Here is a 21,685-nt window from a genome sequence, read left to right as displayed (position 1 = left end):
ATTTAAAATTGGTAGCTCAAAAGCACGACCTCTTCCTTCGCAAGGTTTTGATAGTGCAGCGTATTTTCGATATGTTCAGGAGTTTGCTCTGTTGGCACTTGCTCGAACGACAACGCTTCAAATAAATAAGGCGCCCTCGTTAATAAATAGAGCGTGTGTACTCCTTTTTCTTTAGAGTATAGCAAAATTTCCCGGATTAAGCGTAGAAATAAAGTCTCATTCGAATATTCCTGCTTTAAAACGAAAGAACGAAGCAGGCCATCGTTTTTTACTTTTTCGAGGCCTACCGTCCCTATCATCTCTCTATGTTCATTTTCGACAATAAGATAATTTTCAATCCATCCTTTTATACCGCTTGATGGAAGACCGGCTTGATCGACGAATTGCAGTAGTTTTTCCGTATCATTCACAGTTGCCGTTCTTAGCGTCACCGCCATGTTCTCTCACCTCATCCAATGCGTTTCTATTAGTCTATGAAAGGTGTAAGAGAAAATATGCATGAAGTTAAGAGAAAAGACTGCCGATCGCGTGAAACAAATCAGAAAGCCATTCTACAAGGAAAAACTTTACATGAATTTCTTCCTTTTCTGGCTGTGCGTTTACTTGTTGCGCTGCATTCGATTTCGTTTTGCCGTCCGCTTTTACCGCATCTCCATTTTCAAAATCAAGGAAGCATAATGGAGGGAATAATACACACCACCAATTAGCGCCTTTTCCTTTCCCTAACGTAATTAAAACCGCATCGTATTTCCCGGCTGGATATACGTAATCCCCATACATTTTCGTTGGAAACGGCACTTTGCCAAATTGAACAGTGAATGTTTCATCGGCGCCAAGCTCATGAAGTTTTGCCCGGACAATTTTTTTAATTTCAGGTAGATGACTGCGGATAACAACATGTGCCTGTTTAAACGACGTTAAATCAGCAACCCACGTATTGATTTGTTGATTAACCTCATCCCGGACTTTTCGTTTAATAGCCTGGTCTTTGTCTGAATCACTGTTTGCTAAAATGCGCAAGCGAATCGCTTCATTTGGAATTTTCACAGAGCTGTTCATCGTTGCGGACGCTGTCTTTGACTGTGTTTCGTACATTATAACCATCGCTAAAAGCGAGAATAGTAAAACCATCATTACATGCTTTTTCTTCATTTTCTTTTCCCCTCTCCTTATCCACAGTTGCGGGTGCCCCTGTGCATCCGTTTTCCCTTCTATCCACATTGTGGACAAAGATACGGGGGTTCATACTATGAAACTGCAAATCTTTTATTTATGGTACATTAGTTAAAAATAAGCATAAATAATCATTCAATTGATCATTTTTAATCGAATGTGATTATTTATGATTGATTTTGCGCATTTTATCATTTACTATACATATAAAGGAGAGAAAGTTTATGTTAACACCGGAAAGGCATCGTTTCATTCTTTCACTATTGCAGGAACAAAAGGTCGCTACCGTTCAAGAGTTGTCTGCGGCGACCGAAACGTCCGAATCAACCATACGCCGTGATTTAGTCCAGCTTGAACAAGAAGGAAAGCTGACGCGATTTCACGGGGGAGCCCAGTGGCGTCAATCCGTCAAGTCGGAGGAAACGACCATCGCACAAAGGCTAAGCCAGAATGAAGCCGAAAAGCAGGCAATTGCGAGATTCGCCGCTTCCCTTGTAAAAAGCGGGGATTGCCTCTTCCTGGATGCAGGGACTACAACATTTTATATGATCGATGATCTTCCGCCAGGTGCCATTGTTGTCACAAACGGCTTGACCCATATTGAGCGATTGCTTGAGCGCAACATTAAAACGTATTTAATTGGTGGTTCAGTCAAAGGAATGACAAAAGCGTTAATCGGAAAGGGAGCCGTCGAATCATTAAAAAACTATCGGTTTGACAAATGCTTTCTTGGAATCAATGGCGTTCATCTTGAACACGGTTTGTCGACACCCGATCCTGAAGAAGCATTTGTGAAGCAGACGGCTGCGAACGCTTCCACAGAGGTGTTTGTATTGGCCGACCACTCAAAGCTCGGGAAGACGACATTTAGCTTTGTTTGTGAGATGGAAGACGTCACTTTAATTACGAACGATGTCCACGATCAACAGCAGCTTGATCCTTATAAGAAAAAAACAAAAGTAGAAGTGGTGACACCATGATATATACCGTTACATTAAATCCGTCATTGGATTATTTTGTAGAGCTTGATCAATTTGAAAAAGGAATGCTGAACCGTGCGGCCCGCCAGCAATATTTGCCCGGGGGCAAAGGGATTAACGTTTCGCGTGTTTTAAGGCAGCTCGGGATCGAAAGCAAAGCATTGGGGTTCGCCGGCGGATTTACAGGCGATTTTATCCGTCAGGCGCTTGAATCCGAACAAATTGAAGCAGATTTCACCCGAACGGAAGCTCCAACGAGAATTAACGTTAAAATTCACCATGGAAGCGAGACGGAGATTAATGGCAAGGCCCCGGACATAACCGAAGAGCAAGTCGATCATTTTTATACGAAATTGGAAACGCTTCAAGCGGGAGACATTCTTGTTTTATCTGGAAGCGTTCCGTCAAGCGTGCCGGTTACCGTTTATCAGACGCTTGCCGAAATCGCCCAGGGAAAAGGAGCCCGTGTCATCATTGATACGAGCGGTAGCGCATTGAAAGAGTCTTTGAAAAGCAAGCCATTTCTCATCAAGCCGAATCAACACGAACTGGAGGAATTGACCGGAGCATCGGTTCAAACTTTGCAAGATGCCTGTCTCCATGCAAGATCCATTATTGGAAAAGGAATTGAAGTGGTCATCGTCTCGATGGGAGGCCAGGGAGCCGCTTTAATCACGAAAGAGCAGTCCTGGATTGCCGAGCCTCCAACGGGCCAGGTCGTCAATTCCGTTGGGGCGGGCGATTCGCTAGTTGCCGGTTTTATTGCAAAATTTACGGAAACAGGAGACTTGATCAGCGCCTTTCAATACGGGATCGCCTGTGGCAGTGCGACAGCTTTCCATATCGATCTTTGCACAAAAGAAATGGCGGACGAACTCGTAAAACTCGTGAACGTCCATTTATTTAAAGAATAAATTGGTGGTGAAATTAATGAAAATCACAGACTTATTATCGGTTTCATCCGTTGTGCTTGACCTTACAGCACAAACAAAAGAAGAAGTCATTCATGAGCTCTCTCAAGTATTAGAAGAAGCAGGGAAGCTCAATGATCTTAAAGGGTATCGCGATGCCTTATTTAAACGGGAACAAGAGTCGACTACCGGGATTGGAGAAGGAATCGCCATCCCCCATGCAAAAACGAGTGCGGTTAAAACACCTGCCATCGCTTTTGGACGCTCAAAAGCCGGAGTCGACTATCAATCCCTTGACGGCCAGCCCGCCCACCTTGTATTCATGATTGCCGCAAGTGAAGGCGCCAACAATGAACACCTTGAGACGCTCTCAAAACTATCAACCTATTTAATGAAAGCAAATTTCCGCGAAAAACTGATGAGCGCAAAGACAAAAGAAGACATTATCGAGTTATTCAAAGGCGAAGAAGAAGAAACCGAACAAGAACTTTCTGAACCCGGACTTGCCGCGAAAGGAAAGATTGTCGCCGTCACCGGCTGCCCGACTGGCATCGCTCATACGTACATGGCCGCTGATTCTTTAAAAGAAAAAGCGAAAGAGATGGGCTATGATATTAAAGTACAAACAAATGGGTCAACCGGTGTGAAAAATGCCCTTACAGAAGAAGATATTAAAGAGGCGATCGGTGTTATTATTGCTGCCGATACAAAAGTTGATCTTTCGCCGTTTGTCGGCAAACATGTTGTCCAGGTGCCTGTAGCAGCAGGGATTCGCCGACCCGAACAATTGATTAATGAGGCCGTCTCGGGCGAGGCACCGATCTATAAAGGCGATGGAAAATCTGCTGCATCAGAAGAAACGCAACACGCCAAAGGAAAGCAGCCGGCTTTTTACCGCCACCTGATGAACGGCGTATCGTTCATGCTTCCATTTGTCGTCGGCGGCGGGATATTAATTGCCATTTCCTTTATCTTTGGCATTCATTCTGCCGACCCTAATTCGCCGCAATATAACGCTTTTGCGGCTGCGTTAAATGATATCGGCGGCAAGCATGCCATGGCGCTCATGGTTCCTATTCTGGCGGGTTATATCGCTTACAGTATTGCTGAACGCCCAGGCCTTGCTCCCGGTGTCGTCGGCGGATTTATGGCTGCGACAAGCGGAGCCGGTTTTCTTGGGGGATTGATCGCAGGTTTTCTAGCGGGTTACAGCGTTGTTCTTTTAAAACGGGTATTCGGATCGCTGCCACAATCCCTGGAAGGTTTAAAGCCTGTTTTGCTCTATCCTGTTTTCGGCATGTTGATTACGGGAATGATCATGACCATTATCGATAAGCCAATCGGCAACATCATGAAGGCGCTGACACATTGGCTCGATAGCCTTGGTACATCCAATCTCGTATTACTCGGTATTATTTTAGGCGGAATGATGGCCATCGACATGGGCGGGCCAATCAATAAAGCCGCTTATACATTTGGCCTGGCGATGATCGATGCCGGGAACTTCTTCCCTCAAGCCGCAACGATGGCTGGCGGTATGGTTCCGCCACTCGGCATGGCGATCGCGACCACACTATTTGCGCGCAAGTTTACAACGACCCAACGAAACGCAGGGAAAACCGCCTATGTGCTCGGAGCATCCTTCATTACCGAAGGCGTCATTCCATTTGCGGCTGCTGACCCGGTTCGCGTCATTATTTCAAGCGTAATCGGTTCCGCTATCGCAGGCGGGCTCGCCATGTTTTTCCATATCGGCTTGCGTGCCCCTCATGGCGGAATATTCGTCATCCCATTTGTCAACGGCAGCGCATGGCTCTATATTTTAGCCGTCCTCATCGGCGCCATCATTACCGGCGTCATATACGGGTTGTGGAAAAAGCCGCAACACTAAGCAAATAAAAAACGAAGTCAGGATGGCTTCGTTTTTTTTTATAAATATTTAGGAGCTAAGTAATTCATTCATGGAACCCAATACTCGTTCTACCACTTGTTCCCCAGCTAATACCCACCTGCTCTTTTCTCTTATTAATCCGTCTTTATCCAAAGGTTCCTGGAATTGATTAAGTCCTGTGGTCGTAGTTAATAATGAGTTTTCATCATAGTCTAACCCAACATGCACTACATGCTTAATAACATAAGGTGTCCCAAATTCAATATAGGCTTTGGAATGATCCAATTCTCCTTCCAGAACTTTAAAAGGGATTCTTAAATAAATAGTTTCCCCACCTTCCCCCCATAAAACGCTATCAAATTTTCCGTGATGATATTCAAAATTACTGCAGAAACTACAGCCATGTGATTCAAATACTTCTCTAGCAATACCAAAATAAGTCCTTTTTCCTGTAATAACTGAGTTTAGCTTAAGCATTATTAGTCACCTCTAATAGGGATTTTTACTACTATTGTTTCCAAAAATTTAAAAACGCATCAAGAATACTCGAAAACTCATGTCGATAATAACGGTGTACCATCTAGTCTTAATTGTGAATGAAAGAGGAAACTAATAAATTTAGATCTCATTATCAATTTAACCCCGTATGGATAAATGGGTGGCAATGAACGTTACTAACTTTTTCTAAATAAAATTCTCAAAATTGGTTTAAACTACAAAAGCAAGTTTCTTACTTACTTAATTTTATAAAAATAAGGTGATGAAAGTGGAATTACATAACGAAAATCAAACGTATCAACCCGGAGATATTGTTTATGTTTTTTATCGAAATCCTCATACTCAGGATGTTGCAAACATACAGGCTGCAGCAGTTGTAAAAAATCCAGAAAATTCTGCCGGTCTGGCTTTGTTTTTATACGAATCATATTATCCATTATCAAGTGATATAGCTATTTATGCTACAGAGGAAGAAGCCCGCCAGGCTTACAATTACTATTACGGAAATTTTTCAGAGGAGATGTTGAATAATTAAGCCATTTATACCTAAACTCGTCTATTTTGAACCTGATTCTTTAAATTATCCATTAGGAAAACAGCTTATGGAGAAATTTAAAAAAATGGATTTGGAAATCCGGTATACTACCTCACATAATCAAATACGGAACCTACCCGGTGAAAACAGTTTTCAGAAATATCGGGTGGCTAAGTCTACATTGGTGGTTGGAATCAGAAAAACCCTTAAATTTGATACCTCAAAACCATCTGCAGAATATGCAATTCCATTGGCAACTGGTTGTATGGGTCATTGTCATTACTGCTATTTGCAAACAACTATGGGGAGTAAGCCTTATATCCGTACTTATGTAAATGTAGACGAAATCCTGGAAGCGGCAGACAAATATATAGAAGAACGAGCTCCCAAGCTAACAAGATTTGAAGCATCTTGTACATCCGATATTGTTGGGATTGATCATCTCACTCATACATTAAAACGGGCGATTGAACATTTTGGAGAGTCGAAGCATGGGAATTTGAGATTTGTTACTAAGTTTCATCATGTAGATCACTTACTGGATGCAAAACATAACGGAAAAACAAGATTTCGTTTTAGTGTTAATGCTGATTATGTTATTAAGTACTTTGAACCCGGGACTTCTTCTTTAGAGAAAAGAATTGAGGCTGCAGGGAAAGTCGCAAGGGCTGGGTATCCACTTGGATTTATAGTAGCTCCAATTTATCTTCATGAAGGGTGGGAAAAAGGATACTACCATATGTTTGAACTTTTGGATGCGGAATTACCGCTAGAAGCGAGAAAAGATTTAACTTTTGAATTTATACAACATCGCTTTACAAAGCCTGCAAAGAAAGTAATCCAAAAAAACTACCCCATGACAAAACTAGAGTTAGAAGAAGACAAAAGACGGTACAAATGGGGAAAATACGGAATTGGAAAATACATTTACCAGAAGAATGAAGAAGAAGATATTAAACAACACCTTCAAAACTATATGAATAAATTTTTCCCGAATGCAAAATTAGAATATTTCACTTAGGTTTGAATCAATAATGAAATTTGGGTCAACTTTAGTATTTAAAAGAGACTGTCAGAAGTCATTGAAAAATGATTTTCTGGACAATCTCTATTTTACATACTAAAAACCAATTTCGGCAAACACCATACGTTCTTTTCCGTTGATGTCTTTTTCAATGGTCACTTTTGCTTCGGCAAAGGTGTCCTTAAGCATTTGCGCGACCGTCTGCGCCTGACCGTCTCCGACTTCAAAACCGACAATGGCTTCCTTCTTTAAAACAAGCGGGAGCTCTTCCATAAATCTGCGGTAGAATACAAAACCGTCTTCGCCGCCAGAGAGTGCCCGGTACGGCTCCTGGTCTTTCACGATCGTCTCGAGTTCCATAATGTCTTTATCGGGAATATATGGCGGATTGGAAATAACGACATCGACTTTTTCTCCTGCTTGAATCAAAGGCTGAAGAAGGTCACCATGGATAAACGTGACCTTCGCCCCGAGCCTTTTGGCATTTTCTTTGGCGACTTCAATGGATTCAGAAGCAATATCCACGGTATAAACATCAAGCCGTTTGTTTTCAAGGGCAAGGGTCACCGAAATGGCGCCGCTGCCCGTCCCGACGTCGACAGCCTTGATTGATTTTTTATCAGGAAACCTTTTCTCCATTCGGCTGAGCGTTTGTTGCACGAGCTCTTCCGTCTCCGGCCGTGGAATAAGCACTTCTTTATTTACTTTGAACGATCTTCCGTAAAAGGATTCCTCACCTGTAATATATTGAACGGGAATGCCATCCGCATGCTTTTGAACCGCATCGTCAAAACGCTTCTCTTCATCCGGCTTTAGGACGTCATTCATTTTGAGAAGCATTTCCGTCCGCGAGATCCCGCCTAATATATGGCGCAATAAAATTTCCGCGGCAAACCCTTCTCTGCCGCACGCGGTTAAAAAAGAAGAAGCCCCGTTCAGGGCCTCGAACACTTTTTTCTCCATTATTCTTCCGCCTGCGCCTTCATTTTGCTCGTTTGATCTTCCGTAATTAAAGCTTCGATAATTTCATCGATTTTCCCGAGCAAAATTTGATCCAATTTTTGAATCGTTAAGCCAATGCGATGGTCCGTCACGCGGTTTTGCGGAAAGTTATATGTGCGGATCCGCTCCGAACGGTCCCCGGTTCCAACCGCCGACTTGCGGTTTTCATCGTACTCTTTTTGCTTTTCTTGCTGGAACTTGTCATATACGCGGGCGCGGAGAACTTTCATCGCCTTTTCTTTGTTCTTAATTTGCGATTTTTCATCCTGGCACGATACGACAATCCCTGTTGGCAAGTGCGTCAAACGAACGGCTGACTGCGTCGTATTAACCGATTGCCCGCCAGGTCCGCTCGATGTAAACGTATCAACGCGGATATCTTTTTCATGGATTTCCACTTCGACTTCTTCCGCTTCCGGCAAAACTGCGACCGTTGCCGTAGACGTATGAATACGGCCGCCGGACTCCGTTGCAGGAACACGTTGGACGCGGTGAGCGCCATTTTCATATTTTAACCTGGAATAAGCGCCATTCCCGTTAATCATAAAAATAATCTCTTTATAGCCGCCGAGTTCTGTATAGTTTGCTTCGATGACTTCCGTTTTCCAGCCTTGCATTTCCGCATAACGGCTGTACATTTTATAAAGGTCACCGGCAAATAGAGCTGCTTCGTCACCGCCGGCAGCCCCGCGAATTTCAACGATAACGTTCTTTTCATCATTCGGATCTTTTGGCAATAATAACACTTTTAGCTTTTGCGTCAAATCTTCAAGCTTGCTTTCAAGATCGGCAATCTCTTCTTTCACCATTGCCGTCATTTCCGGGTCAAGCTTTTCTTCGAGCATCATTTTCGCCTCATCAAGCTGCTCTTTCGCTTCTTTATACTCACGATAGGCGGCAACCGTCTCCTGCAAAGAAGATTGCTCTTTCGAATATTCACGTAATTTATTGGCATCGTTAATGACTTCCGGGTCACTTAACAGTTCATTTAACTTATCATAACGAGCTTCGATTGTTTCCAAACGTTCAAACACGCTCTTCACCTCATTTTAATGGCATAACAGTATAATTATAATAGTTTTTAGAAATGCCGTCAAAATGAGATTTATGTAAATGAATTCGTCCGGTTTTTCAGCGCTGCATAATCGGCCCGCTCCTGGTTCATCCGAATCGCTTTTGTCAAACGTTCGATTACTACTTTTTCATCAGTAATAATGTTAAAGACGAATGGAATCGTGGCAAAATGGCCGATAAACTGTTTGCATCCACTGTAACGGCGGTCGTTTTGAGTGACGGTTACCGGATTTACATTAATGATGAAATTGCCAATCGATTCATAAATCGGGTCAAGCGGCTTTTGTTCAAGCTTTTTATACAATACCGTTAGCGGATTCGGCGGATCGTTCCAATCGGCCCCATTTGATTTGATTTCAAGCATGATTTGTTCCCACCTCTCTCTATGAATGTTCGAAAGTGAGAGTCAGTTCTTGGTCGTCATAAAAGGGTTACTTCTTGTTTTTTACAGGGTATACTAACGTATGAACATCCTCTTCCTTCCACTTATTGTATGAGGAAAGGGGACTCTCATCAAAACGAGGGGGAAATGAAATGAATTACTGCATTATTGGCGGTGATGCTGCCGGAATGAGCGCTGCGATGCAAATTGTCAGGCATGACGAAAAAGCCAATGTCATTACTCTTGAAAAAGGAACGATTTATTCTTATGGTCAATGCGGTCTCCCTTATGTCGTCGGCGGATTAATTCCATCGACCGACCGGCTCATTGCCCGGGATGTCGCTACCTTTCGAAAAAAGTATGGGATTGATGCACGGGTAGCGCATGAAGTGCAAAAAATCGATCCAAACGAACAGAAAGTAATGGGTATACATACAGCGACCGGAAAACCATTTACAATTTCTTACGACAAGTTATTGATCGCAACAGGTGTCCATCCGCTCATGCCGGACTGGGAAGGAAACAATCTTCAAGGAATACACGTGATCAAAACGATTCCTGATGTCGAAAACTTGCTGCCGGATCTTGAACAATCACGTGATATTACGATTATTGGCGGAGGCTATATCGGGCTCGAAATGGCGGAAAACTTGATCCGTTTAGGTAAAAAAGTGCGAATCATTCAACGTGGTTCTCAATTGGCCAACATTTTTGACGAAGATATGGCGGCTTTGATCCATGACGAGGCGAAAAAGCATCACATCGATGTCTGCTTAAACGAAGAAGTTCAAGGTTTCAAAGGAAATGGCCGCGTTCAGTTTATTGAAACGAATAAAAACTCATATGCAACCGATCTCGTCATCGTATCCGTTGGCGTACAACCAAATACAGACTTTCTTGAAGGAACCGGAATTCAATTGAACCGAAAAAAAGCGATCATCGTAAATCCTTACATGGAAACGAATGTTGAAAATATATATGCTGCCGGCGATTGCGCGACCCATTATCACCGAATAAAAGAAATCAATGACCATATTCCGCTCGGGACGACAGCGAATAAACAGGGCCGGATTGCCGGATTAAATATGGCTGGAATTCGCCGTACATTTAAAGGGATTGTCGGCTCATCGATCATTCAATTTATGGACCTTTCTCTCGGCAAAACCGGGCTTTCATTTAAAGAAGCAAAACAGCTTCATTTCAACGCTGATTCCATTCAATTGAAAGGAAAAGACATTGCAGGGTACTATCCCGGGGCGGAAAGCCAACACATTAAATTAGTTTATGACGTTACCAGCCAACGTTTATTAGGCGGCCAAATCATCGGAAAACAGGGTGTAGACAAGCGCATTGACGTTCTTTCAGTCGCCTTATATAATGGGATGACACTGCATGACTTAGAAGATTTGGATCTCTCTTACGCTCCGCCATTTAACGGTGTGTGGGATCCGCTACAACAAGCGGCAAGACGCGTGAAATAAAAACTTCGTTCAAACTTGAGAACAAGTTTGAATGCTTTTTTTATTTTTTAAGCCAAATTTAGTGATTTATTTTCCAAAATCATTGTTTTATTTTCCAAAACGCTAATTTTATTTTCTAAAATGTCCATTTTATTTTCCAAAACCCGCTTTTTATTTGCCGAAGAGCTCCGGCAACGAACAAGACCCGTCTCTTGAAAGAAGAAGCGGGTCTTGCCTTTAATGATTGCTATCTATTTTGACCGAAAATTTATAGCGCGGAATCGCTCGCCCAAATGCTTCCATAAGCTTTCGGTGAAGATTTGCCTTCTCTTTTTTGGACATATTAGAAGGAACATTAATATGAACATGTGCATAATGCCCGTTAATCGTAACCATTTGTGGATTGATGCCAGTTTCATCTTTGACGATCTGGCGGATTTTATCCTGATCATCGGAAATGTTAAACCGTTGTTGATTTAAACTTCGATAATCGTGTGGATTCATATTCGTATCCTGACTGTAGTTAAACTTCGGATTCGTTTTCGTTATTCCATAATGAATAGGACCATGGCCCGCTAGATGATCACGAACATTATTTTTATATGCAGATGGTTCATATTTTTCAGTTGCTTTCGGCGTGTTTAATAGTGAACATGCACTAAGAAGCATCACGAGAACGAGAGCGCCTCCCACCTTTTTCACAGAGCAAACACCTCCTTGCCATTAGCTTCTCCAGTCACCATTCTTTTATGAAAAAAAGAGACACCTGACAAAGTAGTGTCAGGTGTTCTTTTCCGCGATCTTCATGCTATTTTCTGTTGGGCTATACTCATCTTTACCCGGAACTTCATGGCAATGTCTGCATCGTGCTTCATACGATTCCGAAGCCCCTACTAAAATAATCGGATCATCGTAACAGGCTGGTTTACCGTTAATTAAACGTTGCGTTCGGCTGGCAGGAGAACCGCAAACAAGACAGATGGCCTGAAGCTTTGTCACATATTCTGCAAGCGCCATTAATTCAGGCATCGGGCCAAACGGTTCACCGCGAAAATCCAGGTCAAGGCCGGCTGCAATCACACGGATCCCTTTGTTTGCCAATTTTTGAACGACTGAAATGATGCCGTGATCAAAAAATTGCACTTCGTCAATCGCTACAACGTCTGCATCAGGAGACACAGCTGTTAAAATAGCTGCCGAATGCTCAACGGGCTTTGCAATAATAGCTGAACCCGTATGAGAAACAACGGATACTTCACTATAACGGTTATCAATAACCGGTTTATATACTTCCACATTTTGTTTCGCGTATTTAGCGCGTCGCACCCGGCGAATCAATTCTTCCGATTTTCCGGAAAACATGCTGCCGCAAATGACTTCAAGCCAGCCGTTCTGTTTAATTTCATACATAAAGCGCCCCTCCTCAAGCGTTTAACAATGGGTCGATTCATTTATGTAAACGTTAAAAAGTCGTCTAAAAAACATAAGCGCCTCCTTCACCTCTAAATCATACACGGCATTTCAATGTACTTTTTTGAGGACGGGCGCAGGTTAAAAACAGTAAAAAAGAGAGCAAGAAGTTTTCCTGCCCTCTTCCAACTTGCAATTTACTTAAGGTTGTATTTTTTCTTAAAGCGATCCACACGTCCACCTGCGTCAGCAAATTTTTGACGTCCAGTATAGAACGGGTGACACTCAGAACAAACCTCAACAGTAATATTTTGCTTTACAGAACCAGTTTCAAACTCGTTACCGCAAGCACAACGAACTGTTACTTTATTGTAGTTTGGATGAATTCCAGCTTTCATTCGTTCTCAACTCCTTCTGCCCTGAATCCTGTGGAAACAGAGTTTAAATAAACACATAGTATCAGTATAACAGGGTTCGACTATTTTTTCAACCACTCAACAACCGTTTTAGTTCGACACGGTTTTTACACGTTTGCCTAACCCCATTTTTTCCGCTTCAAACAACTCAAAGAACTCTTCGTTGTTCGCTGTTTTCTTCAACCGTTTTAAGAATGATTCAACAAAATCAAACGAATCATCCATCGTTTTGCGAATAGCCCATAATGATTCCAAATGATCTTTTTGAATGAGCATTTCTTCTTTACGTGTTCCTGAACGGCGAATATCGATCGCAGGGAAAATGCGGCGTTCAGCCAGTTTACGGTCAAGGTGAAGCTCCATATTGCCTGTCCCTTTGAATTCTTCATAGATGACATCATCCATTCGTGAACCAGTTTCAATAAGGGCTGTCGCTAAAATCGTTAAACTGCCGCCTTCTTCAATATTCCTTGCCGCCCCGAAAAATCGTTTTGGACGGTGGAACGCTGCCGGGTCAATCCCTCCGGATAGCGTACGGCCGCTCGGCGGAATGACTAAGTTATAGGCACGGGCCAGACGAGTTATACTATCTAAAAGAATAACAACATCTTTCTTATGTTCAACAAGACGCATTGCACGCTCTAACACAAGCTCTGCGACTTTAATATGGTTTTCAGGCACTTCATCAAAGGTGGAACTAACAACTTCCCCCTTAACTGAGCGCTCAATATCGGTTACTTCTTCCGGGCGTTCGTCAATTAATAAAACAATTAGCTCCGATTCCGGATGATTCGTTGAAATGCTATGCGCAATTTCCTTTAAAAGGCTTGTCTTACCAGCTTTCGGAGGAGCGACAATCAATCCGCGCTGGCCAAAACCAACAGGAGAGATCATGTCAATGATTCTTGTTGACAAGTTCGATCCTTCCGTTTCAAGCACCATTTTTTTCTCCGGGTAAAGAGCGGTTAATGCAGGGAAGTGAACCCGTTCTTTTGCCGTTTCCGGATCTTCGCCGTTAACCGCTTCCACTTGCAGCAAGCCGTAATAACGTTCGTTTTCTTTTGGCGGACGGACTTTTCCTGATACTTTGTCACCATTACGTAAATCAAATCTGCGAATTTGAGAGGCGGAAATATATATATCCTGTGAACTTGGCGAATAATTGATCGGCCGCAAAAAACCGAAACCTTCTGACGGGATAATTTCCAAAATTCCTTCCATAAAAGAAAAACCGTCTTTTTCTGCCTGCGCTTTTAAAATAGAAAACATGAGTTCACGTTTTGTTAATTTCCCATAATAAGCAACTTTATATTCTCTTGCCAATTCATACAATTCTTTTAATTTTTTCGTTTCTAATTCGGCTAATAATAAACCCATTATGACACCACACTTTATCATCTTTATGTTTCCTGTTATTCACGCTGATGCAACACAGGGAAAAATTAATCATTATAGGAAGGAGTTTCTGATGAAGTTAGATCAGAAGTGGAATAATATATTTGTATAAAAAATAAATAGCACTTCTTATTTTAACCGAATTCTATCATTTTAATCAAGTAGAAAGAAAAACCTAAGTGTTGATCCACTTAGGTCTTTCCTGACTTTATTCAGGTTTAATGACGAGATCTGGCTTTTTCTTTAAGCTGTGCCGGCCGTCGATAAAACGAACCGTTCCCGATTTGGCTCGCATAACGACGGAATGAGTCGTTCCAATGGACCCTTTGAAGCGAACGCCTTTTAACAATTCACCATCGGTTACACCCGTGGCAGCAAAAATCGCATCATTTCCTTTCACAAGATCCTCCATCCGAAGGACTCGATTGACATCGGTAATGCCCATTTTTTTGCATCGTTCAAGTTCAGCATCGTCTTGCGGCAATAATTTTCCTTGAAGCTCCCCGCCTAAACATTTTAGCGCCACTGCTGAAAGAACGCCTTCTGGAGCGCCACCGGATCCGAATAAAATATCAACTCCAGTATCCTCAAACGCCGTATTAATAGCTGCCGCAACATCCCCGTCAGAGATAAGCTTAATACGGGCTCCAGCTTCCCGGATTTCTTCAATAATTTTTTGGTGACGCGGACGATTGAGAATAACCGCAACCAAATCTTCAATGTCTTTATTTTTCGCTTTTGCCACCGCTTTCAAATTGTCGATCGTCGGAGCATCAATATCAACTTGTCCTACCGCTTCAGGACCAACCGCAATTTTCTGCATATACATATCAGGGGCATGAAGCAAGTTCCCATGGTCGGCAACTGCGATAACCGCCAGAGCATTCCACGTCCCGGATGCCAATATGTTCGTCCCTTCTAACGGATCAACAGCAACATCGACACGTGGTCCATATCCGGTCCCTAATTTTTCCCCGATATAAAGCATTGGCGCTTCATCCATTTCACCTTCCCCAATGACAACGGTCCCCTTCATTGGTACGGTATCAAATACATCCCGCATCGCGGAAGTTGCAGCATCATCCGCCTCTTCCTTTTTCCCGCGGCCCATCCAGCGCGCAGAAGCAAGAGCGGCAGCTTCGGTTACACGCACAAGCTCCATTGATAAACTTCTTTCCATGGCTTCTTCTTCTCCTTCCTTTAAAAAGCCGGATACACCATCCGGCAGTACAGGAATTTCGCTGTATTTTTCTAAGATGACTTTCTATGAATTTCTGATTTCTTCCATTTCTTCAACATCCATATTTTCACGCCATATTTTGGCGCCCAGCCCCATTAATTTATCAACCAATGATTCGTACCCACGGTCAATATGCTCCAGCCCGGTAATCTCCGTAATGCCATCGGCCATTAATCCGGCAACAACAAGCGCCGCACCAGCCCGTAAATCCGATGCTTTAACTTTTGCCCCTTCAAGCTTTGCTGGACCGTTTACGATGGCAGAACGCCCTTCTACTTTAATGTTCGCACCCATCCGGCGCAATTCATCAATATGTTTAAATCGGGCACTATAAATCGTGTCCGTTACAATGCTAGTACCCTCTGATTTCACAAGCAGTGAAGTAAACGGCTGTTGAAGATCCGTAGGGAAACCAGGGTAAACCAATGTTTTAATGTCAACGCCTTTTAACGGTTTTTGATTGCCGCATATAATAATTTGGTCGTCTTTCGATTCGATGTAGACGCCCATTTCCCGCAGTTTTGCAATAAGAGACTCTAAATGAAGCGGAATCACATTGTCAATGACCACTTGTTGACCCATTGCAGCCGCTAAAATCATATACGTTCCCGCTTCAATTCGGTCAGGAATAATCGAATGGCGGCATCCATGCAAATGCTCCACTCCATCGATACGGATAATATCCGTTCCGGCGCCTTTAATTTTCGCTCCCATGCTTGTTAATAGTGTAGCGACATCAATAATTTCGGGTTCTTTCGCTGCGTTTTCAATGATCGTTTGGCCTTTGGCGCGGACAGCTGCAAGCATAATATTAATCGTTGCGCCAACACTGACAACATCAAGATAAATACGTGCCCCGACCAATTCATCCGCACGTAGATAGATGGCTCCTTGCTCATTGGTAACCTTCGCTCCAAGCGCCTCAAAACCTTTTATATGTTGATCGATCGGACGAGGGCCAAGATTACATCCACCCGGAAGACCAATAACTGCCTTTTTAAAGCGGCCGAGCATTGCGCCCATTAAATAATAAGATGCCCGAAGTTTTTTTACTTTTCCGTTCGGAAGCGGCATCGCAATCATTTTTTCTGGATGGACCGTTAATGTATTATCTTCAAGCGTAGCCACGCCACCGATTTCTTCAAGCAAATCGCGAAGCAAGTGGACATCAGATATATCTGGTAATTGATCAATGGTAACTGTTGACTCCGCTAAAATTGTAGCCGGGATTAAGGCGACCGCACTGTTTTTCGCGCCGCTTATATGAACAGTACCTTCAAGAGGATATCCTCCCTTGATCATTAGCTTTTGTTCCATGGTTAACTCCCTTCTGCATCATGAGCTATTAGAAAACCTGGCTTTGGCCAAGCCTAAAGCAAAGGTCAAAGTCAAATTGCACTTATGCCTTGAGTAACAAAGTATACATTTCCCTGGTAAAAAGAAAGATGGCATACTCTTCATGTGTAGTATTCACAAAAACAGGAATTACATGCCATTTTTATGGGTAAAAATGGCATGTTGAAGAAATGATCAGTAAGGAAGCACCACGAAAAGGTGGTGCTTTCTATTTTATTTATTTGCAGCATTCCAATCTGCTAGAAACTTCTCGATTCCTTGATCGGTTAACGGATGTTTCATTAAGTCCATTATCACTTTGTACGGAATCGTCGCAATATGCGCTCCTCTTAAAGCAGCCTCTGTTACATGAACAGGGTGACGGATCGAAGCGGCGATAATTTCTGTCTTAATTTCATGAATCGCAAAAATGTCAGCAATTTGTGAAATAAGTGATAAGCCGTCATGCCCGATATCATCTAACCGCCCAAGGAAAGGAGAAACATATGTAGCTCCTGCGCGCGCCGCCAAAAGTGCCTGATTGGCAGAAAAAATTAACGTGACATTCGTTTTAATATTCATGTCACTGAAAGCTTTTACGGCTTTCAGGCCATCTTTTGTCATCGGAACTTTAATGGTGATGTTTGGAGCAATCGCCGCCAATTCTTTTCCTTCAGCCATCATCTCTTCATAGGTAGTGCCAATGACTTCCGCACTGACAGAACCTTCTGTCACGAGGGACGTAATTTCACGAAGGCGATCGTGAAAATTTACTTTTTCCTTTGCGACAAGAGAAGGATTTGTCGTCACACCCGATAAAATCCCAAGGTCATTCGCTTCGCGGATTTCATCAATGTTCGCCGTATCTATAAAAAATTTCATCCAATCACTCCTTTATAAGAGGCTATCCGCTTAATTTTTTCAAATTAGGCTTTATTAGAAGAGCCGAATTCGCGAATTTTTCCTTTAACTGTTTCTTTAATCGTTTCGCGGGCCGCTCCAAGATATTTACGAGGATCGTACTTATCCGGATTTGCTGCGATATATTCGCGTACTGTATTGAAAGAAGCGATTTGATTTTCTGTATTCACATTAATCTTCGCGGTTCCTAATGAAATCGCTTTTTGAATGTCTTTTGTCGGGATTCCTGTTCCGCCATGAAGGACAAGTGGAACACCCGTTAATTCCATCACTTCTTTCATACGGTCAAATCCAAGATTTGGCTCTCCTTTATACGGACCGTGGACAGAACCAAGCGCCGGCGCAAAGCAATCTACACCCGTTTCACGAACAAGCTGGTCACATTCGGAAGGAATTGCATACATTGCCTCAGCATCTTCTACAACTAAATCGTCTTCTTGTCCGCCGATTCGTCCAAGTTCAGCCTCCACGGACACACCAAGTGTATGGGCAACATCAACGACACGTTTCGTTAATGCAATATTTTCTTCGAGCGGATAATGGGATCCATCGATCATGACGGATGTAAAGCCTGCATACATCGCCTCTACACATTTTTCAAAAGATGAACCGTGATCGAGATGAATGGCTACAGGAACCGTCACCTTATATTCTTCCATGAGGGCCTTCACCATGCCCACAACGAGCTTGAATCCGCCCATATAACGAGCGGCCCCTTCTGAAACCCCTAAAATGACAGGTGCGTTTTCTTCTTGTGCAGCTTGCAAAATCGCCTGGGTGAACTCTAAGTTATTAATGTTAAATTGACCTACTGCATACCCTTCGGCTTTTGCTTTTTCTAGCATTTCTTTCATAGAAACTAAAGGCATGTTACAACATCCTCCCTTTACGATACACATAAAATGAAAAAGTTTAATCTCATCTCTTATCATTTGCTATTTTTATGTAATCAAACATCAAGCTGTTTGAATGAGAGAGATTAACCGCTTTTTATTTTCTATCAAACCAATTATAACATACCTGGGTGTGATGAAAACCGCAATCTATCAGCTTTTATCCGATGCAACCGCTATCATTGCTGGCAATTCTGGAATTAATTATTTTATTGTTTTTTTCGACAATTCACTTCTTACGGCCGAACAGATTTCATCAATATCGAAAGGTTTCGCAAAATGAGTGATCGCACCTAGTTTCATCGCCTCATGGATCATATCCAATTCCCCATAAGCCGTCATGATGATCACTTGAATTTCTTCATTTAATTTCTTTATCCTGCGCAATATTTCAAGCCCGTCCATTCCAGGAATTTTCATATCTAAAATGACAAGATCCGGTGTTTCTTCTTCCACAATGGCCAATGCTTGCACGCCGTTTCCAGCCTGATACGTTTCATAACCTTCCTTTTGAAAAATTTCGTTCAACAACACACGAATTCCATATTGATCATCGACAATTAAAATTTTCTCACCCATATTTTCTCACCCCATCTAGTTTTTCATTTCGTACAAAACATCTAACATGTATAATTCTTTCCTATCAATAAATTTCCTGCATCGATTATGAAATCAAACATTAATTTAAGTATACTAATTATGCAGGACAAGCGGTAAAAAAATTTAAGTGAAGGGATTTTTCATCATGTTAAAAATTTTTTCGACACAGCTCGTCGGGTTAATGAACAAAATCCAAAAAGATGAAGAAGCGATTGAAGATGCGGCAAGGTTATTGGCGCAGACGGTACTATCGGAAGGGGCCATTTATTTTAGCGGAACGAATGAAATGAAGGCTGTTTGTTACGAAGGGGTGTTTGGCCAGGAGGCTTTTTCTTCGTCCCGGCTCCTTGAGCTTGAAAAATTCAATGAATTAACTTCTATTGACACGGTTATCGTAGCCTCGAGATTTAATGATGACCTGGAGATGATTAAACAACTGGCCGCGATTAAAAAAGAGACGCCGGCACGAGTAATCGCTATTTCGGCAGTAAAAAAAGAGACGGGTGAGGCACAGGATTTACGAACACTTGCCGATTTTCATCTTGATACACAATTAGCAAGAGAACTCGTTCCATTAGAGGACGGTTCCCGGACCGGCTTTCCGTCAGCTCTTATGGCACTTTATGTTTACCACGCTCTTGCTTTAACAACAAAGGATATTTTATTAGAGTTCGAAGAATAAAAAACGCCTCAAAAATGAGGCGTTTTTATCTTACTTCTTTAATTCAATGGCAGCGCGGATAAATTCGCGGAACAAGCTTTGCGGCCTTGTTGGACGTGAGACAAACTCCGGATGGAACTGGCATGCGACAAACCACGGATGATTTGCCAATTCAATAATTTCCACTAATCGGCCGTCAGGGCTTGTACCTGAGAAAACAAATCCGTTCTTCTCCATTTGGGCGCGATACTCATTGTTAAATTCATAACGATGGCGATGGCGTTCATAAATCACTTTCTCATTGTACGCGTCATATGCTTTTGTTCCTTCAACGAGCTTACATGGATAAAGCCCGAGTCGAAGCGTACCGCCAAGATCTTCAACATCCTTTTGTTCCGGAAGAAGATCGATGATGGCGTGCGGCGTTGCCGGATCAAGCTCGCTTGAATGAGCCCCTTCAAGCCCCAACACATTACGGGCGAACTCAACAGAAGCTAATTGCATGCCTAAGCAAATGCCAAGGAAAGGAACGTTGTTTTCACGCGCATATTGCGTGGCGATGATTTTGCCTTCCACACCGCGGTCACCAAATCCGCCTGGAACGAGAATTCCATCTACATCCCCAAGTAATTCGGCCACATTTTCTTTACTGACATCTTCAGAATTAATCCATTTCACTTCAATGTCGGTATCAAAATAATAGCCGGCGTGGCGCAATGATTCGACGACGGAAATATACGCATCTTGCAATGCTACATATTTACCGACAAGGGCGATTTTCGCCTTGCCTGACAAGTTTAATACTTTTTCAATTAACGCCTTCCATTCGGTCATATCCGCAGGCTTGCAATCCAGCTTTAAATGATCGCAAACAATTTGATCCATGTTTTGTTCTTGAAGATCAATTGGTACTTGATAAAGCGTATCCGCATCTCTCGCTTCAATAACTGCTTTCGGATTAATATCACAGAACAGGGCAATTTTCTCTTTCATGTCTTGAGAAACAGGCATCTCTGTTCGAACAACGATAATATTTGGCTGAATTCCAAGACTGCGGAGTTCTTTCACACTATGTTGGGTCGGTTTTGTTTTTAACTCACCGGCTGCTTTAATGTACGGAATTAGCGTACAGTGGATGTACATGACATTTTCTGAGCCGACATCACTTTTAATTTGCCGGATTGCTTCAAGAAATGGCAAGCTTTCGATGTCCCCAACGGTTCCTCCGATTTCCGTAATGACGATATCCGCATTGGTTTCACGCCCGGCGCGAAAAACACGTTCTTTAATTTCATTTGTGACGTGTGGAATAACTTGAACCGTTCCGCCAAGGTATTCCCCGCGTCTTTCTTTGCGGAGGACAGTAGAATAAATTTTACCCGTTGTCACCGAGCTGTATTTATTTAAGTTGATGTCGATAAACCGTTCATAATGTCCTAAATCGAGGTCGGTTTCCGCACCATCATCCGTAACGAAAACTTCACCGTGTTGATAAGGGCTCATCGTTCCAGGGTCAACGTTAATATATGGGTCAAACTTTTGCGTCGTTACTTGGAGTCCGCGGTTTTTCAATAATCGGCCGAGTGATGCAGCCGTAATTCCTTTTCCAAGTGATGATACAACACCGCCTGTTACGAAAATGTATTTAGTCATGAATTTTCCCCCTCTGGATTATCAAATTTAAGTATGCTCTCATATGCCCCGTTTCATAAGTGCCTATGGAATCTTAACTTCAAGCGAAAAGTTTAGAAAAAACAAAAAAACAAAAGTGACCTATCCCCGGGATACGGGGGCACTTTTGTTATCATTTATCAATTATTTAATTCGTTTATGTTTAGCCCAAAAATGATTTTATCTACTTTTGCATAAGAAGTCAAGAACAAA

General features: G+C 42.5%; 23 protein-coding genes. 7 read left to right on the top strand and 16 right to left on the bottom strand.

Annotated features, from left to right (window positions below; genetic code table 11):
• Positions 1-2: 2 nt before the first annotated feature.
• Both WD019_RS10430 and spoIIR read right to left on the bottom strand, forming a co-directional pair.
• Positions 3-437 (bottom strand): GNAT family N-acetyltransferase, encoded by a 435-nt coding sequence (locus tag WD019_RS10430; protein ID WP_425711442.1) that lies wholly within the window; start codon positions 435-437, stop codon positions 3-5.
• A gap of 67 nt (positions 438-504) precedes the next feature.
• Positions 505-1,152, bottom strand: a complete 648-nt coding sequence (gene spoIIR / locus WD019_RS10425) for a stage II sporulation protein R (protein WP_425711441.1) — start codon at positions 1,150-1,152, stop codon at positions 505-507.
• A gap of 245 nt (positions 1,153-1,397) precedes the next feature.
• Here spoIIR and WD019_RS10420 point away from each other — a divergent pair, with 245 nt between their 5' ends.
• The 3 genes from WD019_RS10420 to WD019_RS10410 are packed head-to-tail and all read left to right on the top strand — an operon-like array spanning position 1,398 to position 4,955.
• Positions 1,398-2,153 (top strand): DeoR/GlpR family DNA-binding transcription regulator, encoded by a 756-nt coding sequence (locus WD019_RS10420; RefSeq protein WP_425711440.1) that lies wholly within the window; start codon positions 1,398-1,400, stop codon positions 2,151-2,153.
• Positions 2,150-3,067 carry a 1-phosphofructokinase gene (gene pfkB / locus WD019_RS10415; RefSeq protein WP_425711439.1) on the top strand — a complete coding sequence of 306 codons (918 nt, stop codon included), beginning with the start codon at positions 2,150-2,152 and terminating at the stop codon, positions 3,065-3,067. Before WD019_RS10420 ends, pfkB begins: the two co-directional genes overlap by 4 nt.
• 16 nt (positions 3,068-3,083) lie before the next feature.
• Positions 3,084-4,955 (top strand): PTS fructose transporter subunit IIABC, encoded by a 1,872-nt coding sequence (locus WD019_RS10410; protein WP_425711438.1) that lies wholly within the window; start codon positions 3,084-3,086, stop codon positions 4,953-4,955.
• A 48-nt stretch (positions 4,956-5,003) separates the two neighbouring features.
• Here the strand turns inward: WD019_RS10410 and WD019_RS10405 are convergent, their stop codons facing one another.
• On the bottom strand, positions 5,004-5,432 hold the full coding sequence (locus WD019_RS10405) for a YugN family protein (RefSeq protein WP_026677264.1): 429 nt from the start codon (positions 5,430-5,432) through the stop codon (positions 5,004-5,006).
• Positions 5,433-5,721: 289 nt separating this feature from the next.
• Here WD019_RS10405 and WD019_RS10400 point away from each other — a divergent pair, with 289 nt between their 5' ends.
• Both WD019_RS10400 and splB read left to right on the top strand, forming a co-directional pair.
• Positions 5,722-5,988, top strand: a complete 267-nt coding sequence (locus WD019_RS10400; protein WP_425711437.1) for a transcriptional regulator SplA domain-containing protein — start codon at positions 5,722-5,724, stop codon at positions 5,986-5,988.
• On the top strand, positions 5,981-7,009 hold the full coding sequence (gene splB / locus WD019_RS10395; protein WP_026677262.1) for a spore photoproduct lyase: 1,029 nt from the start codon (positions 5,981-5,983) through the stop codon (positions 7,007-7,009). Before WD019_RS10400 ends, splB begins: the two co-directional genes overlap by 8 nt.
• A gap of 99 nt (positions 7,010-7,108) precedes the next feature.
• On the opposite strand, the gene prmC is transcribed toward splB, so the two are convergent.
• The 3 genes from prmC to WD019_RS10380 all read right to left on the bottom strand — a co-directional run bounded on the left by prmC (position 7,109) and on the right by WD019_RS10380 (position 9,452).
• Positions 7,109-7,975, bottom strand: a complete 867-nt coding sequence (prmC, locus tag WD019_RS10390; protein ID WP_425711436.1) for a peptide chain release factor N(5)-glutamine methyltransferase — start codon at positions 7,973-7,975, stop codon at positions 7,109-7,111.
• Positions 7,975-9,048, bottom strand: coding sequence for a peptide chain release factor 1 (gene prfA, locus WD019_RS10385; RefSeq protein WP_026677260.1), 1,074 nt, complete (start codon positions 9,046-9,048; stop codon positions 7,975-7,977). Before prfA ends, prmC begins: the two co-directional genes overlap by 1 nt.
• Positions 9,049-9,119: 71 nt before the next feature.
• On the bottom strand, positions 9,120-9,452 hold the full coding sequence (locus WD019_RS10380) for a hypothetical protein (RefSeq protein WP_026677259.1): 333 nt from the start codon (positions 9,450-9,452) through the stop codon (positions 9,120-9,122).
• Positions 9,453-9,622: 170 nt separating this feature from the next.
• Here WD019_RS10380 and WD019_RS10375 point away from each other — a divergent pair, with 170 nt between their 5' ends.
• Positions 9,623-10,951 (top strand): FAD-dependent oxidoreductase, encoded by a 1,329-nt coding sequence (locus WD019_RS10375; RefSeq protein WP_425711435.1) that lies wholly within the window; start codon positions 9,623-9,625, stop codon positions 10,949-10,951.
• A 216-nt stretch (positions 10,952-11,167) separates the two neighbouring features.
• On the opposite strand, the gene WD019_RS10370 is transcribed toward WD019_RS10375, so the two are convergent.
• From WD019_RS10370 to WD019_RS10330, 9 genes are all read right to left on the bottom strand, one after another.
• Positions 11,168-11,632, bottom strand: coding sequence for a hypothetical protein (locus WD019_RS10370; RefSeq protein ID WP_425711434.1), 465 nt, complete (start codon positions 11,630-11,632; stop codon positions 11,168-11,170).
• A 78-nt stretch (positions 11,633-11,710) separates the two neighbouring features.
• Positions 11,711-12,340: a thymidine kinase gene (locus WD019_RS10365; protein ID WP_026677256.1), complete on the bottom strand. Its 630-nt coding sequence runs from the start codon at positions 12,338-12,340 to the stop codon at positions 11,711-11,713.
• Positions 12,341-12,537: 197 nt separating this feature from the next.
• Positions 12,538-12,738, bottom strand: a complete 201-nt coding sequence (rpmE, locus tag WD019_RS10360) for a 50S ribosomal protein L31 (RefSeq protein ID WP_026677255.1) — start codon at positions 12,736-12,738, stop codon at positions 12,538-12,540.
• 108 nt (positions 12,739-12,846) lie between these two features.
• Positions 12,847-14,133: a transcription termination factor Rho gene (gene rho, locus WD019_RS10355; RefSeq protein WP_026677254.1), complete on the bottom strand. Its 1,287-nt coding sequence runs from the start codon at positions 14,131-14,133 to the stop codon at positions 12,847-12,849.
• A gap of 226 nt (positions 14,134-14,359) precedes the next feature.
• Complete coding sequence (glpX, locus tag WD019_RS10350; protein ID WP_026677253.1) at positions 14,360-15,331, bottom strand: class II fructose-bisphosphatase; 972 nt, start codon at positions 15,329-15,331, stop codon at positions 14,360-14,362.
• An 84-nt stretch (positions 15,332-15,415) separates the two neighbouring features.
• Complete coding sequence (locus WD019_RS10345; protein WP_425711433.1) at positions 15,416-16,708, bottom strand: UDP-N-acetylglucosamine 1-carboxyvinyltransferase; 1,293 nt, start codon at positions 16,706-16,708, stop codon at positions 15,416-15,418.
• Between the two features lie 252 nt (positions 16,709-16,960).
• Positions 16,961-17,608, bottom strand: coding sequence for a fructose-6-phosphate aldolase (fsa, locus tag WD019_RS10340; protein WP_026677251.1), 648 nt, complete (start codon positions 17,606-17,608; stop codon positions 16,961-16,963).
• A 44-nt stretch (positions 17,609-17,652) separates the two neighbouring features.
• Positions 17,653-18,516: a class II fructose-1,6-bisphosphate aldolase gene (fba, locus tag WD019_RS10335; protein WP_026677250.1), complete on the bottom strand. Its 864-nt coding sequence runs from the start codon at positions 18,514-18,516 to the stop codon at positions 17,653-17,655.
• Between the two features lie 228 nt (positions 18,517-18,744).
• Positions 18,745-19,119, bottom strand: a complete 375-nt coding sequence (locus WD019_RS10330; RefSeq protein ID WP_425711432.1) for a response regulator — start codon at positions 19,117-19,119, stop codon at positions 18,745-18,747.
• Positions 19,120-19,285: 166 nt separating this feature from the next.
• Here WD019_RS10330 and WD019_RS10325 point away from each other — a divergent pair, with 166 nt between their 5' ends.
• Positions 19,286-19,822 carry a DUF2529 family protein gene (locus tag WD019_RS10325; protein WP_425711431.1) on the top strand — a complete coding sequence of 179 codons (537 nt, stop codon included), beginning with the start codon at positions 19,286-19,288 and terminating at the stop codon, positions 19,820-19,822.
• A gap of 30 nt (positions 19,823-19,852) precedes the next feature.
• On the opposite strand, the gene WD019_RS10320 is transcribed toward WD019_RS10325, so the two are convergent.
• A complete protein-coding gene (locus tag WD019_RS10320; RefSeq protein WP_026677247.1) occupies positions 19,853-21,454 on the bottom strand; it encodes a CTP synthase in 1,602 nt (533 codons plus the stop codon).
• Between the last annotated feature and the right edge of the window lie 231 nt (positions 21,455-21,685).

The sequence above is a fragment of the Fictibacillus sp. Mic-4 genome (genome assembly GCF_049843615.1).
Taxonomy (GTDB): Bacteria; Bacillota; Bacilli; order Bacillales; family Fictibacillaceae; genus Fictibacillus_A; species Fictibacillus_A gelatini.
The sequence above is the reverse complement of the archived record's forward strand: the minus strand, read 5'-3'. Positions and strand labels throughout refer to the sequence as shown.